The organism is Actinokineospora xionganensis (assembly GCF_014323725.1).
GTDB classification, from domain to species: Bacteria; Actinomycetota; Actinomycetes; order Mycobacteriales; family Pseudonocardiaceae; genus Actinokineospora; species Actinokineospora xionganensis.
This window is the reverse complement of sequence record NZ_JABVED010000002.1, coordinates 25,436-39,440: the sequence shown is the minus strand read 5'-3', so window position 1 is coordinate 39,440 and position 14,005 is coordinate 25,436. Positions and strand designations below refer to the sequence as shown.

The 14,005-nt window shown below is 71.0% G+C and carries 12 protein-coding genes; 6 read left to right on the top strand and 6 right to left on the bottom strand.

Translation table 11 applies throughout. The annotated features are described in order from the left end of the window. Nucleotides 1–48: 48 nt before the first annotated feature. Nucleotides 49–894: an NmrA family NAD(P)-binding protein gene (locus tag GPZ80_RS03665; RefSeq protein WP_187218364.1), complete on the bottom strand. Its 846-nt coding sequence runs from the start codon at nt 892–894 to the stop codon at nt 49–51. A gap of 191 nt (nt 895–1,085) precedes the next feature. On the opposite strand from GPZ80_RS03665, the gene GPZ80_RS03660 reads away from it, so the two are divergent. After that, nucleotides 1,086–2,570 (top strand): FAD-binding oxidoreductase, encoded by a 1,485-nt coding sequence (locus tag GPZ80_RS03660; protein ID WP_187218363.1) that lies wholly within the window; start codon nt 1,086–1,088, stop codon nt 2,568–2,570. Here GPZ80_RS03660 and GPZ80_RS03655 read toward each other — a convergent pair. Further along, nucleotides 2,567–4,045, bottom strand: a complete 1,479-nt coding sequence (locus tag GPZ80_RS03655; protein WP_187218362.1) for an aldehyde dehydrogenase family protein — start codon at nt 4,043–4,045, stop codon at nt 2,567–2,569. The genes GPZ80_RS03660 and GPZ80_RS03655 overlap by 4 nt on opposite strands. A 267-nt stretch (nt 4,046–4,312) precedes the next feature. Between GPZ80_RS03655 and guaA the strand changes: the two genes are divergently transcribed. Further along, complete coding sequence (gene guaA / locus GPZ80_RS03650) at nt 4,313–5,869, top strand: glutamine-hydrolyzing GMP synthase (protein ID WP_187218361.1); 1,557 nt, start codon at nt 4,313–4,315, stop codon at nt 5,867–5,869. 58 nt (nt 5,870–5,927) lie between these two features. Here guaA and GPZ80_RS03645 read toward each other — a convergent pair whose 3' ends face one another. Beyond that, nucleotides 5,928–6,131 (bottom strand): hypothetical protein, encoded by a 204-nt coding sequence (locus GPZ80_RS03645; protein WP_187218360.1) that lies wholly within the window; start codon nt 6,129–6,131, stop codon nt 5,928–5,930. Continuing rightward, the gene (locus GPZ80_RS33270; protein WP_312880096.1) at nt 6,124–7,371 is read right to left on the bottom strand and encodes a PspC domain-containing protein; all 1,248 of its coding nucleotides are present in this window, start codon (nt 7,369–7,371) and stop codon (nt 6,124–6,126) included. Before GPZ80_RS33270 ends, GPZ80_RS03645 begins: the two co-directional genes overlap by 8 nt. A 98-nt stretch (nt 7,372–7,469) precedes the next feature. On the opposite strand from GPZ80_RS33270, the gene GPZ80_RS03635 reads away from it, so the two are divergent. From GPZ80_RS03635 to GPZ80_RS03625, 3 genes are read left to right on the top strand one after another with little or no spacing between them, the layout of a single operon-like run. Beyond that, complete coding sequence (locus tag GPZ80_RS03635; RefSeq protein WP_312880095.1) at nt 7,470–8,750, top strand: PspC domain-containing protein; 1,281 nt, start codon at nt 7,470–7,472, stop codon at nt 8,748–8,750. Next, entirely contained in the window at nt 8,747–9,421 is a 675-nt protein-coding gene (locus GPZ80_RS03630) for a response regulator (RefSeq protein WP_187218357.1), read from the top strand. The genes GPZ80_RS03635 and GPZ80_RS03630 overlap by 4 nt, the downstream gene beginning before the upstream one ends. A gap of 40 nt (nt 9,422–9,461) precedes the next feature. After that, nucleotides 9,462–10,337, top strand: a complete 876-nt coding sequence (locus tag GPZ80_RS03625) for an XRE family transcriptional regulator (protein ID WP_222718850.1) — start codon at nt 9,462–9,464, stop codon at nt 10,335–10,337. Here the strand turns inward: GPZ80_RS03625 and GPZ80_RS03620 are convergent. Then, nucleotides 10,334–11,263 carry a DMT family transporter gene (locus tag GPZ80_RS03620; protein WP_376771630.1) on the bottom strand — a complete coding sequence of 310 codons (930 nt, stop codon included), beginning with the start codon at nt 11,261–11,263 and terminating at the stop codon, nt 10,334–10,336. The genes GPZ80_RS03625 and GPZ80_RS03620 overlap by 4 nt on opposite strands. Before the next feature lie 94 nt (nt 11,264–11,357). Here GPZ80_RS03620 and GPZ80_RS03615 point away from each other — a divergent pair, with 94 nt between their 5' ends. After that, entirely contained in the window at nt 11,358–12,257 is a 900-nt protein-coding gene (locus GPZ80_RS03615) for a LysR family transcriptional regulator (protein WP_187218355.1), read from the top strand. On the opposite strand, the gene GPZ80_RS03610 is transcribed toward GPZ80_RS03615, so the two are convergent. After that, a complete protein-coding gene (locus tag GPZ80_RS03610; RefSeq protein ID WP_187218354.1) occupies nt 12,258–13,997 on the bottom strand; it encodes a serine/threonine-protein kinase in 1,740 nt (579 codons plus the stop codon). Nucleotides 13,998–14,005 lie beyond the last annotated feature (8 nt).

The following is a 14,005-nucleotide window of genomic DNA, read 5'->3' as shown; positions in this document are numbered from 1 at the left end:
CACCGAGCGTGGGGGCGCGGAGCCGGGATCCGGTCTGGATACTTCTTGTCAGCGGAAGTCCGCCGTGTGGTCCACCGCCCACTGCCGGAAGGATCGAGCCGGGCTGCCCGTTATGCGCTCCACCTCATCGTTGACCGGCTCCGGATTGACGAGCATCTCCGCCTGGGCGGGCAACACGGCCTCCACCAGCTCTGCCGGGTAGCCCGCGGTCTTCATCTGCTCGACGGCCTCCTCCAGCGTGACCTCGACGAACCGAACCGGTCGCCCGATCGCCTCACTGATCAGCGCCACCTGCCGCTCCTGGGTGACCAGTTCGCGGCCGGTGATCACCGGCCGGGCGCCGATCAACGTGTCGGTGGTCAGCGCCTGGATGGCGACCGCGGCCATGTCCGCCTCGTGGATCAGCGGGCGGGCCAGCGTTGCGAACGGCGCCCGCACGACGCCGGTCGACCGGACCTCCTCCGCCCAGCCCAGCGTGTTGCTCGCGAACCCGGTGGGCCGCAGCGCGGTCCACTCCAGGCCCGATGCCTCGATCAGCCGCTCCAACTCCGTATGGAACATGGTGATCGCTTCGCCCGGCTCGTCGCTTCCGACCCCCTCCGATGACAGGTACACCGCCCGTCGGGCGCGCTTCCCGATCGCATCGATCACCTCCGGCGCGTCCTCGGCGCTCAGGAACGGCCACACCAGGAACACCGAATCGATGCCCTCCAGCGCCGCGTCCAATGACGCCGGATCGCCGAGATCGCCGCGTACCGCCCGCACCCCCTCCGGGAAGTCCGCCTCCCCTCGCACCAGCGCCCGCACGGGCACACCCGCCGCGTGCAGTTGGGCCACCACCGCGCCGCCCACATTTCCAGTCGCGCCGGTCACCAGGATCTTGGGCTGTGCCATCGGAATGTCCCCATCTCGTCGTTCGATGACATGACCTTCGTACATCGACCAAGGTCGAGGTCAAGCTGTCGGCGCGCGCCGAGACGACCTCACATCCGTCGCCCGTTCACGATCGACAGCCGACCCACTGGGAACGCGACCGACTAGCACCACCCTCCGCCGAATGGTGCAATCGCACCGGGAGGTGCGGTTTGGGGATCAGCAGGCGCACGCTGCTTTGGGCTGCCGGGGTCGGGGCGGCGACTGCCGCCTGCTCCAAGCCCGCCCCCCATCAGCCCTCCACGACGCCCACGACGACGGCTGCCCCAACGCGCCCCGCCGCGGTCGCGCCGGATTGGGAAGGGCTCAGGGCCAAGGTCGCGGGCCTGACCCAATCAGGTTCCCCCGACTACGACACGGCCCGCCGTTCATACAACACCTTCTTCGACCGCAAGCAGCCCGCCGCGGTCGCCGCCGTCCGGACACCCGAGCAGGTGCAGGCGTGTGTGGAGTTGGCCCGGCAGTCCCAGCTCCCCATCGCCGCCCGAAGCGGCGGCCACAGCTACGCCGGGTACTCCGTCCCCGAATCCGGTCTCGTCGTCGACCTCAGGGCCATGAACAAGGTCGATATCCAGGGCACGACGGCCACGATCGGTGCGGGCGCGCTGCTGTTCGACGTCTACACCGCGCTCGCCCAGGCGGGACGGTGCATCCCGGCCGGGTCGTGTCCCTCCGTCGGCATCGCGGGCCTCACCCTCGGCGGCGGTGTCGGCGTGCTGTCCCGCAAATACGGTCTGACCTGCGACAAGCTGACCGCCATCCAGCTCGTGACCGCAGACGGCATACTCCGTGACGTCACCGCGGACGCCGACCCGGACCTGTTCTGGGCCCTGCGCGGCGGTGGCGGCGGCAACTTCGGCATCGTCACCTCGTTCACCTTCGCCACCGACCCCGCCCCCGACCTGGTCGTCTTCCATCTCACCTTCCCCGCCGGGGCCGCCCCCGCGGTCGTCGGGGCGTGGCAGAACTGGGTGGCGCGGGCGCCGGTCGACCTGTGGTCCAACTGCGTCATCGCCGGCGGCTCCCCGCCGCAAGCGCGGGTCGGTGGCGCCTTCGTGGGCGCACAGGCGACCCTCAACCAGCTGCTCGAAACCCTGCTCAAGGCCGTCGGAACCCGCCCGACGAACCGGATGGTCGGTCAGCGCCGCTACCTGGACGCCATGCGCTACTTCGGTGGCTGCACCAACCGCTCCTGCGCCCCCGAGACCCAGCCGCGCGAGGCGTTCGTCGCGTCATCACGCATCATCACCAAGCCGATCGGCGACCCCGCCGGGCTGACGAATCTCCTCCAAGGCCGGGTCGACCTCGACATCCTGCTCGACTCGCTCGGCGGCGCCGTGAACGCGGTCAAACCCGCGGACACCGCCTTCCCGCACCGCGACGCCCTGGCGACGGTGCAGATCTACCAGAAAGCCGCTCCCGACGGGCAGGAAGCGGCCGTCCGGGCCGTTGCCGAGGTGCGCGACGGTGTGGGCAAGCTCGGCGCGCGCGGCGGGTACGTCAACTACATCGAGGCGGCCATGCCCGACTGGGGCGTCCTCTACTACGACGCCAACCTCAGCCGCCTGCGTGCCGTCGCCCGCCGCTACGACCCCGACCGGATCTTCACCTTCCCCCAGTCGATCCACCGCGCCTAAAGATCAATCCCGGACAGCACCATCGTCTGGTCCTCGGTGTAGTCGTCCATCGCCGACCGCACTCCCTCACGCCCGGTGCCGGAGCCCTTGACCCCGCCGTACGGCATCTGGTCGGCCCGGTACGACGGCACGTCGCCGATGACCACGCCGCCCACCTCCAACTCCGCCGCGGCCCGGAACGCCACCCGCAGGTCGGTGGTGAACACACCCGCCTGCAGCCCGTACTCCGTGCCGTTGGCCAGCTCGAACGCCTCGTCCACCGAGTCGACGACCGACACCACCAGCACCGGCCCGAAGACCTCCTCGCAGCTCACCTTGGCCGTCAGCGGCACGTCGACCAGCACCGTCGGCTCGATCGTCGTCCCCTTGCGGTCGCCGCCGGTCAGCACCCGCCCGCCCGCCGAGACCGCCTCGGCGATCCAGTCGGTGACCCGCGCCGCGTTGTCCTCGTCGATGACCGGCCCGACCTCGACCTCGGGGTCGTGCGGGTCCCCGGTGCGCAGCCCGGACACGGCGTCGACGAGTTTGGGCACGAAGGCGTCGGCCACGTCCCGGTGCACGATCACCCGCTGCACCGCGATGCACGACTGCCCGCCCTGGTAGTTGCCGAACAGCGCGATCCGTTTCGCCGCGTGGTCCAGGTCGGTCCAGTCCGGGCAGATGATCGCCGCGCTGTTGCTCCCCAACTCCATGACCACGTGCTTGCGCGGCGCCGATTGCATGATTCCCCACCCGACCTTGGTCGAACCGGTGAACGAGATCACCGGCAGCCGCGGGTCCTCCACCAGCGCCGACATCGCCGACCCGCGGACCGGCAGCACGGAGAACGCCCCGGCGGGCAGATCCGTCTCCGCCAGGATCTCCCCGAGCAGCAGGGCCGACAGCGGCGTCGCCGAGGCGGGCTTGACGATCACCGGCGAACCGACGGCCAACGCCGGGGCCACCTTGTGCGCGACCAGGTTCAGCGGGAAGTTGAACGGCGCCACCGCCAGCACCGGCCCCCGGGGCCGCCGCCGGATCAGGCCCAGCCTGCCCTCGCCGTTCGCGTCGGTGTCGAACCGCTGCAGTTCTCCCGCGAAGCGCCGGGCCTCCTCGGCGGCGAAGCGGAACGTCGACACCGCCCGCGCGACCTCGATCTCCGCCCACTTCAGCGGCTTGCCGTTCTCGGCGGTGATCGTCTCGGCGATCTCCTCCGAGCGCTCGGCCAGCGTCCGCGACACGTGGTCCAGAGCGGCGGCGCGCACATGTGCCGGGGTGGACCGGAATTCCTTGGCGACACCCGCCGCGGCCGCGATCGCGCGCTCGACGTGGTCCGCCTCGGGGACCGACACGGTGGCCACGTCCGTGCCGTCGTAGGGGTGGTGCACCTCAAGGGTCTGCCCGCTGTTCTCGGGCCTGCCCGCCACCCAGAACGGACGCGGTTTGGCCGTGATGACATCGGTGTCATCGTCGTCAGTGTTGTCGTGCGTGGTCATGTCACAACCGTAGGCCCGAGGCCCGCGCCGGGCTCGCCAAGCTACGATGGCCGTGGCTGACCGACGATGGTGGCTAGGGTTCCGCCGCTCCGACCAGGGGCGGGTCTGGTTCGAGCGCCACGGAAAACCTGCGCGGCACGGTGCGCAGGCAGGCATCTCCGGGAGAGAAACCCAGGGAGGGACCGGTCGGCACACAGTGCTGCTTGCTGTGTGCCGAGAAGGTTCCACACCCCTTCCCGGCTTCCGGCAACTGACGGAAGGTAGCCAATGACCGACACCCGACCCGTTCTGGTGGTCGACTTCGGCGCGCAGTACGCGCAGCTGATCGCTCGCCGGGTCCGCGAGGCCCAGGTCTACTCCGAGGTCGTCCCGCACACCGCGACCGTCGAGGAGATGCTCGCGAAGGACCCGTCCGCGATCGTCCTGTCCGGCGGCCCGTCGAGCGTCTACGCCGAGGGCGCGCCCAAGGTCGACCCCGCCCTGTTCGAGGCGGGCGTCCCCGTCTTCGGCATCTGCTACGGCTTCCAGGCCATGGCGGGCGCGCTCGGCGGCACCGTCGAGCACACCGGCACCCGCGAGTTCGGCCGCACCGACCTCAACGCCACCGGTGGCGAACTCCATGACGATCTCCCCGCGCGCCACCCGGTCTGGATGAGCCACGGCGACTGCGTCACCAAGGCGCCCGAGGGCTTCACCGTCACCGCGTCGTCCGAGGGCGCCCCCGTGGCCGCGTTCGAGAACGTCGAGCGCCGCTTCGCCGGCGTGCAGTACCACCCCGAGGTCGCGCACTCCCCGCACGGCCAGGAGGTGCTGCGCCGCTTCCTGCACGACATCGCCGGCGTCCGTCCACAGTGGACCACGTCGTCGATCGTCGAGGAGCAGGTCGCGCGCATCCGCGAGCAGGTCGGCGACGGCAAGGCGATCTGCGGCCTGTCCGGCGGCGTCGACTCCGCGGTCGCCGCTGCCCTGGTCCACCGAGCCATCGGCGACCGCCTGACCTGTGTCTTCGTCGACCACGGCCTGCTTCGCGCGGGGGAGCGCGCCCAGGTCGAGCGCGACTACGTCACCGCGACGGGCGTCCGCCTGGTCACCGTCGACGCCCGCGAACGCTTCCTCGACGCGCTGGCCGGGGTCACCGACCCCGAGGAGAAGCGCAAGATCATCGGCCGGGAGTTCATCCGGGTCTTCGAGCAGGCCGAGCTGGACCTGCAGGCCGAGGCGGGTGGCGACAAGTACCGCTTTCTGGTCCAGGGCACCCTGTACCCCGACGTCGTCGAGTCCGGCGGCGGCGCGGGCGCGGCCAACATCAAGAGCCACCACAACGTCGGCGGCCTGCCCGACGACCTCGACTTCGAGCTGGTCGAGCCGCTGCGCGCGCTGTTCAAGGACGAGGTCCGCCGGGTCGGCCTGGAGCTGGGCCTGCCCGAGACAATCGTGCACCGCCAGCCGTTCCCCGGGCCGGGCCTGGGCATCCGGATCATCGGCGAGGTCAACGCCACGAACCTGGAGATCCTGCGCTCGGCCGACGCGATCGCCCGCGAGGAACTCACCGCCGCCGGTCTTGACCGCGACATCTGGCAGTGCCCGGTCGTGCTGCTCGCCGACGTCCGCAGCGTCGGCGTCCAGGGCGACGGCCGCACCTACGGCCACCCGGTCGTGCTGCGCCCGGTGTCTAGCGAGGACGCGATGACCGCCGACTGGACGCGGCTGCCCTACGACGTCCTGGAGCGGGTCTCGACCCGCATCACCAACGAGGTCGCCGAGGTCAACCGGGTCGTGCTCGACGTGACGAGCAAGCCGCCGGGCACCATCGAGTGGGAGTGAGAACGCCGAACGGCCCGGTCGCCTTGACCGGGCCGTTCGCGTTGTGAGTGGCCGCTGCCTACTGGTTCTTGCCCCGCATGGTCGACCCGAGCAGCAGCATCAGCCCACCGATGACCGCGCCGCCCGCGATGAGCCACCGCGCGTCCGGCAGCGCGTCCCAGATCGCGCCGTCGGTCAGCACGAACGCCGACACCAGCAGCGTCGCGATTCCGGCGAGCAGGGCGAACGGGTCGAACCGCTTCCCGCACGACTGTTCAGCCACGACGCACCTCCACGCTTCCCGGACCGCTCACGATGGCGTCCAGCTCGATGACCAGGCCGCCCTTGCCGTCAGGTCCCAGATCGACGGTGGTGACCTTCGAGTCCGGACCGTTGCGCTCATCGTTGAGGCACTTCACCGACCCCACCCCGGCGGAGCACTTCACCGTGACGTCGGCCGTCTCCGGCACGATGACCGTCACGTCGCCGACGTCGACCTTCGCCTTCGTCTTGACCTCACCGCTCGTGGGCAGCTCCCGCAGGTCCAGGGTCACCGAGCCCAGGTTGCGCTGGTAGCTCGACCGCACCTGCTCGATGGTGAGCGGCTTGTCGTCCACGTCGCCGACCCCCTCCGCGGTGATTCCGGTCGGCCACACCACGGTCATCGCGATGCCCACCGCGGCCAGCGGAACCGCCAGCCCGATCAGCCCCCGGCCACCACCGCTGAACGCGCCCGCGACCAGACCGAGTCCGAGGATCCCCAGGATGACGCCGATCCCGTGCTGGAAAGTCAGCCAGCCACCGGTGTCCGGGCCGACCAGCACCCCGACGCCGACCGCGAGCAGCACGAACGCCATGGTCACCAAGCCGACCTTCGACCGCCTGCGCGGCGCGGGTGGCTCCGGGTCGGGCTCGCGCGAGCTTGGTTCCGGCAGGTCCCACGCGAAGGGCGCGGCGCCAAGCGGGTCCCAGGCGGGCGGCCGCTGCTGCTGCGCTTCGTAGCCGGGGTCGATCGGGTCCCACACCACGGTCGGTCCCGTCTCCGTCTCCGAAGTCCGCGCGGCGGCCGGCGGCCGGGCGACGCCCAGGTGCGACCGGTGCCGGTGCAGCAGGAACAGCGAGCCGCCGATGAGCGCGACGGCGAGGAACCCGCTGAAGTCGCGGTCGAAGAACCACCAGAACGCCGGGAGCATCGCCACGCAGAGCGCGACGGTGAACGCCGTCGAACTGGAACTGCTGCCGTGCCCCGCGAGCGCCTCAATGGGGGAGGCCTCGTCGTCCTCCTCGGCCAGGAACAGCCAGCCGAGCAGGTAGGCGAGCACGCCTGCGCCGCCGAAGAAGGTCGCGACCACGAAGGCCACTCGGACAATGACCGGATCGATGCCGTATCGGGCGCCGATGCCCGCGGCGACGCCCGCGACCTTGCGGCCCTGTCGAGGCCGCCGTGGGCGGGTCGCCCAGAAGTCCTTGAGCGTGTCCTCCACGCTCGGTGCGCTGTGCGCTTTAGTCGATTCGCCACTCACGAGAGAAAGCATGGCCGCCGGAGCGGGCCGCGCACATCCGGGAACGACCCTGACATCGGCTTCAGGGTGTTCCCCCGATGTGGCCCTGGCTCGCGCGTGTGAGCATTCTTGGTGTGGAAGCACAGATCCTCGAGGAGGTCGACGCGGACCAGCAGCGGGCTCAGTCGAACACGGTGGCGGTGCCGGACCCGGTCCGGCTGTACCGCCGCCGGTCCGGTCGCGCGGTCGCGGGGGTCGCGGGGGGTGTCGCCGACCACCTCGGCGTCGACGTGCTGTGGGTGCGGATCGCGTTCGCCCTGCTCGCCTCGCTCGGCGGCGCGGGCGTCCTCGCGTACGGTCTGCTCTGGATCTTCGCGCCGCAGCAGCCGGACGACGCGCGGTCCATCTCAACCAGGGAACGGCAGCAGGCCTACGGCCTGATCGCGCTCGGCGCGGGTCTCACCGTCGGTGCGGGCACGCTCTCCGGCGTCGTGAGCGGCTGGGTGGCGGGCGGTCTCGGGGTCGCCCTCGTCGGCGCCGCCGTCGTCTGGCGCGAAGCCGACCAGTCGCAGCGCCGCCGGGCCAAGGGAGCGCTGCTCGGCGCCGGTGGCAGGCCCGCCCTGGTGCGGGTGCTGACCGGCGCGGCCCTGGTGATCACCGGCATCGTCCTGTTCCTGGTCAGCAGCATCGGCCTCAACCAGGTGCAGTTCACCCTGCTCGCGGTGCTCGCCGCCCTTATCGGCGTCGGTGTGCTCACCGTCCCGTGGTGGCTCAAGCTGGTCCGCGACCTGGGCGAGGAGCGTCGCGCCCGCATCCGCACGGAGGAACGTGCCGAGATCGCCGCGCACCTGCACGACTCGGTCCTGCAGACCCTCGCCCTGATCCAGAAGCAGGCGGAGGCCCCGCGCGAGGTCCTGCGGCTGGCCCGCGGCCAGGAGCGGCAGCTGCGCAGCTGGCTCTACGGCCCGTCCGGCTACGGCCGCGCGGTCGACGGCCTGGCCCACGGCACCCTCTCCGACGCCGTCGCGCGCGCGGCGGGCGAGGTCGAGGACACGTTCGCGATCAAGGTCAGCCACGTCGTCGTCGGCGACTGCGAACTCGACGAGCGCCTGGTCGCCGTGGTCATGGCGGCCCGGGAGGCGATGGTCAACGCGGCCAAGCACGCCGGGGTCGCCGAGGTGTCGGTCTACGCCGAGGTCGAACCCGAGAAGGTCACGGTGTTCGTCCGCGACCGGGGCAACGGATTCGACCCGGACACCGTTCCCGACGACCGGCATGGGCTCGCCGACTCGATCAGGGGCAGGATGGAGCGCAACGGTGGTGAGATCCGGTTGCGAACCGCGCCCGGGGACGGCACCGAGGTCCAGCTCAACATGCCGCGCGCGAAGGTGACCACATGACCGAACAGACGAAGTCCCGCCAGCCCGTGCGCGTGTTCCTGGTGGACGACCACAGCATGTTCCGCGCGGGCGTGCGCGCCGAGCTCGACACGATCACCGACGACATCGAGGTGATCGGCGAGGCGGGCACGGTCGGCGAGGCCGTCGCCGGGATCGGCCACCTCAAGCCGGACGTGGTGCTGCTCGACGTCCACATGCCCGACGGCGGCGGCGCCGAGGTGCTGCGCCAGTCCCGCAAGGCCACGCCGGACGTGGTGTTCCTCGCGCTGTCGGTGTCCGACGCCGCCGAGGACGTCATCGCGGTGATCCGCGCGGGTGCCCGCGGCTACGTCACCAAGACGATCTCCAGCCAGGAACTCGCCAAGGCGGTCGTGCGGGTCGCCGACGGCGACGCGGTGTTCTCCCCGCGCCTGGCCGGTTTCGTCCTCGACGCCTTCGCCGACCGCCCGGGCGCGGCGCCGATCAGCGACCCGGAACTCGACCTGCTGACCCCGCGCGAACGCGACGTGCTGCGCCTGCTGGCCCGCGGGTACGCCTACAAGGAGATCGCCGCGGAGCTGTTCATCTCGGTGAAGACGGTGGAGACCCACGTGTCCAGCGTCCTGCGCAAGACGCAGCTGTCCAACCGCTACGAGCTGTCCCGCTGGGCGTCGGACCGCAGGCTCGTCTGACCGCTTTCCCGGCCATGGACACGACGGTTAACGTGTGCCCGTGAGTGACTCCGCCTTCGCCACCGCCCTTCGTGAGGCGATCCGGGCACGCGGAATCAGCATGGAGCGGCTTCGCGACCGGCTGCGTGAGCGCGGCACGCCGGTCAGCGTCGCCACCCTGAGCTACTGGCAGTCCGGTCGCAGCCAGCCCGAACGCCAGTCGTCCCTGGCTGCTGTCGGACATCTTGAACAGGTCTTGGAGCTGGACCCCGGCGCGCTTATCAGCCTGTTGGGGGCGCCCCGCCCCCGTGGACGCGCGGTCACCCGAGAAGCGATCGGCTTCGGCGACCTGTGGCCTGAGCCGCTGACCAACGTGCTGACCGGCGTCGACACGACCTGGGACAGCCGGCTGAGCCGGATCAGCTTGCACGACCGCGTCGTGATCGGCCCGGACCGCACCGAACTCTCCCAGTCGATCCGCCAGGTGCTGCGCGCCGAGGAGGACGGTGTCGACCGGTGGGTGGGGATCTTCGAGGTCGACGAGCCCGGCACCCCGCTGCCGGTCACGCGCGCGGTGTGGAACTGCCGGATCGGCACGGTCAGCGTCGATTTCGACGCCGGCCTGAGCGTCACCGAACTGATCTTCCCCAAACCGCTCGCGCGTGGTGAGACGATCCTGACCGAACACGCCTTGGAGAACCCGTCACCGCAGCCGCAATCGGTGATGTACGAGCGCCGGTGCAGGCTGCCGGTCAAGGAACTGCTGCTGGAGATCCGCTTCGACCCGTCGGCGCTGCCCAGCAAGTGCGTGCACTACACGGTTGTCGACGGCCACGAACGCCCCCGCGTCCTGCAGTTGGACGCTGAGGGATCGGTGCACGCCCTGGCCAACGACTTCGGCCCGGGCCGCTTCGGCATCCGCTGGGAGTGGGACTAGGCCTTGGCCGCCAAGGCGGGCACCGGCACGATCGGGACCAGCACCGGCTTGCGCTGCCATCGGGTCATCCCGACCCCGACCAGCACCACGAGCATGCCCGCGATCACCCGCGGCGTGATCTGCTCGCCGAGCGCGACCGCCCCCAGGAGCACCGAGACGACCGGAAGCAGATAGCCCACCGTGGTGGCGTTGGTCGCGCCCTCGTCGGCGATCAACCGGTAGTTGAGCGCGAACGCGAAGCCGGTGCCGAAGACGCCGAGGATGCCCACCGCGATCAGGGCCGTGGCATTGAGGTGGACGGGCTGCAGCCCGCCGACCGGCACGGCGACAGCGGTCAGACCGGTCGCGGTGAGCAGTTGAGCCGCCGACAGGGCGATCGGCGCGGTGCCGCGGCCGGAGATCTTGCGCCCGATGTAGGCATAGCTGACCGCGTAGCTCAGGGCCGCGCCGAGGATCGCCAGGGCGTCCCAGCTCGCCACGCCCGCCTTCTCCCACGGCGCGAAGATCAGCAGCGTCCCGAGGAAGCCGAGCAGCAGGCCGCCGAGGCGCACCGGGCCCAGGTTGCCGCGTTCGGAGCCGATCACGATGCCGATCAGCAGCGCCCACAGCGGGGTCGTCGCGTTGAGCACGCCCGCGATACCGGTGTCGACAGTCCGCTCACCCACCGCGAACAGCACGAACGGCAGCGCGTTGCCGAAGAACGCCGCGAACACCAGGTGCCCCCACACGGTGCGGTCGGTCGGCAGCCGGTGCCGCTGCGAGTAGCAGAGGACGAGCACCACGATGGCGCCCAGGGCACTCCGCGTCACCGCGATCTGGATGGGCGACAGGCCGGTCAGCGCCAGCTTGATCCACAGGAAGCTCGATCCCCAGAGCAGGGCCAACAGGCCCATCCGCACCAAAGTCGCTCGGCCACCGCTGATCACGTGCTTCCTCCCCCTGCTCGACAGCGATTACGTTGCCTGAGACAACTAGGCAGGACAAGTGAAATGTTATGCATCGACCATTAAGCTGAGCTACATGCTTGATGTCCGACGGATGCAGGTCCTGCGCGCGGTGGTCACCAGCGGCTCGGTCACCGCGGCGGCAACGAACCTCGGCTACACGCCCTCGGCGATCAGCCAGCAGATCGCCGCGCTGGAGAAACAGGCAGGCCTGGCCCTGCTCGAACGGGTCGGTCGCGGCGTGCAGCCCACGGCCGCGGGTAGGCTGCTCACCGAGCACGCGGCGACCATCAGCCAGAACCTGGCCGAAGCCGAGACCGCGCTGGCCGACCTCCGCGACGGCCGCACCGGGCGGCTGGCGATCCGCTACTTCGCCACCGCCGGGGCCGCGCTCGTGCCGCCCGCCCTGGCCAAGCTGCGCCGGGACCACCCCGGTGTGCGGGTCGACCTCAAGCTGATCGACCCGGAGAGTCCCCTGCCCGAGGTCGAGTCCGGGCGCGCCGACCTCGCGATCGTCGTGCATCCGCGGCAGGGCCCGCTGCGCGGTGGCGTCCGGCTCATCCACCTGCTCGACGACCCATACCGGGCCGTCCTCCCACGCGGCCACCGGCTCGCGGGCAAACGCGTCCTGGACCTCGTCGATCTCGCCGACGAACCGTGGATCGGCAACGAGTGGCCCGCGGGCCCGTGCCTTCAGGTGATGCTCGACGCCTGCGCCGCGGCGGGTTTCAGCCCGAACCTCGTGGTCGAGAGCGAGGACTACACGACGGCCCAGGGGTTCGTCGCCGCGGGCCTGGGCATCAGCGTGATCCCGCAGATGGGACTCGGCAGCCGCCATCCCGGGGTCGTGGTGCGCAAGCTGCGCCGACCCGAGCCGATCCGGGCGATCCACGCCGCCGTGCGTGAGTCCTCGATGAACCAGCCTGCCCTGCGCGACCTGATCGAGGCCCTGCGGGAAGCCGCCGAGTCTCGCTGATCAGCCGTCGGAGCGGCCGCGACGGGCGAAGTTATCGATCTTGATGGTGCCGTCGACCTCGGTCATGACCCACGTGTACCGCTCGGTCGAGGACTTGCCGTCCTTGCTGAACCGGACGTCGCCCTCGATCTTGTTGTCCTCGGCCTTCGCCGATAACAGCTCGACCTTGTCGAGCGCGTCGTAGAACTTCTTGAAGTTCTCGTACCCGCTGGACTTGGCCTGGGCGCGCGCGGTGAGCAGCGCCCACGCCGACTCCGGGTCGTCGGGCAGCAGCGCGTAGTAGGCGCGCAGGGCCTGCTCGTACTGGGCCGCGGTCGGCTTGTCCGGTGTCGTGGTCGTGGTCGTGGTGGTCGGCTCAGTTGTCGTGGTCGTCGTTTTGGTCGTGGTCGCCTTGGTCGTCGTCACCGGCACGGGCTTCGTGGTGGGGCTCGACGATTTCGGCGCATCCTTGTTGGTCAGCAGGCTGGCCACCAGGATCCCGATCAGCGCGGCGCCGATGATCGCCAGGATGGTCAGGATGATCGAGCGCGCGTCGTGTTTGCGCGCGGGCTCCGGCCGCCGCGCAGCGGGCCGTGCCCCGCCAGGAGGCGTGCGCGGACCTTGCGGGCGCGCGCCGGCACCGCCTGGGGGCGTGCGCGGACCAGAGCCACCGGGCGGCGTGCGGGGATTGGAGCCGCCGGGCGGCGTGCGGGGACCCGACGACATCGCCGACATGCGCTGCGGCTCGGCCCGGTTCATCGGACCCGACGGGTGCGGCTCGGCGAACGGGTTGACGTCGAGGCGGGTGCCGGGCGGGAAACCCCCGGCGGGCGTCGGCGGCGGGCCCATCGGGCGCTGTTGCTGTTGCTGTTGTTGCTGCTGTTGCGGCTTGGGATAAGGGTCGGTCCGCTGGTTCGCCAGGGCGATCGACGGCAGCGGCTTGCCCGCCGCGACCGCCGCCAGCGCGTCCCGGGCCACCGTCATCGTCGGCCGCTCGTTCGGGTCCGCGCGCAGCAACTGCATCAGCAGCGCGGTGAGCACACCGGCCTGCCGCGGGGGCTGCACCTTGCCCGCCGCGACGGCGTACAGCAGCGCCAGGGTGTTCTCGCTCAACCCGAACGGCGAGTGCCCCTCGACCGCGGTGTAGAGCGTCGAACCGAGGGAGAACACGTCGGCGGCCGACGTCGGGGTCTCGCCCTTGGCCACCTCCGGCGCCAGGTAGGCGGGGGTGCCCGCGAGCATCCCGGTCGCGGTGACGGTGATGTCGCCGGTCGCCCGGGAGATCCCGAAATCGGTGATCTTGACCGTGCCGTCCTCGCCGAGCAGCACGTTGGCGGGCTTGACGTCGCGGTGCACGATCCCCGCCGCGTGCGCGGCCACCAGGGCGGCGGCGATCTGCGAACCGATCCGGGCGGCCTCGACCGGGGCGAGGTACTCGCGCTCGTTGAGCACCGTCGCCAGGCTCTTCGACGGCAGGTACTCCATGATCAGCCACGGCTCGCCGTCGTGTTCGGCGACGTCGTAGACGGTGATCGCGTTCGGATGGGCGAGCCGGGCCGCGATCCGGCCCTCCCGCATCGCGCGTTGCCGCGCCTCCTCGGCCTGCTCGGCCGACAGGCCCGGCTGGGACAGCAACTGCTTGACCGCGACCGTGCGGTGCAGCCGGTCGTCGTGCGCCTGCCAGACCACACCCATGGCGCCACTGCCGATGCGGGAACCAAGCCGGTAGCGCCCGGCGACCATGACCTGCTCGTCGGTCATCGGGGCTC

Bases quoted from the DNA above. Each gene is read 5' to 3' on its own strand.
- GPZ80_RS03665 (WP_187218364.1), bottom strand. From the start codon at position 894: ATGGCACAGCCCAAGATCCTGGTGACCGGCGCGACTGGAAATGTGGGC.
- GPZ80_RS03655 (WP_187218362.1), bottom strand. From the start codon at position 4,045: ATGACCACGCACGACAACACTGACGACGATGACACCGATGTCATCACG.
- guaA (WP_187218361.1), top strand. From the start codon at position 4,313: ATGACCGACACCCGACCCGTTCTGGTGGTCGACTTCGGCGCGCAGTAC.
- GPZ80_RS03630 (WP_187218357.1), top strand. From the start codon at position 8,747: ATGACCGAACAGACGAAGTCCCGCCAGCCCGTGCGCGTGTTCCTGGTG.
- GPZ80_RS03615 (WP_187218355.1), top strand. From the start codon at position 11,358: ATGCTTGATGTCCGACGGATGCAGGTCCTGCGCGCGGTGGTCACCAGC.
- GPZ80_RS03610 (WP_187218354.1), bottom strand. From the start codon at position 13,997: ATGACCGACGAGCAGGTCATGGTCGCCGGGCGCTACCGGCTTGGTTCC.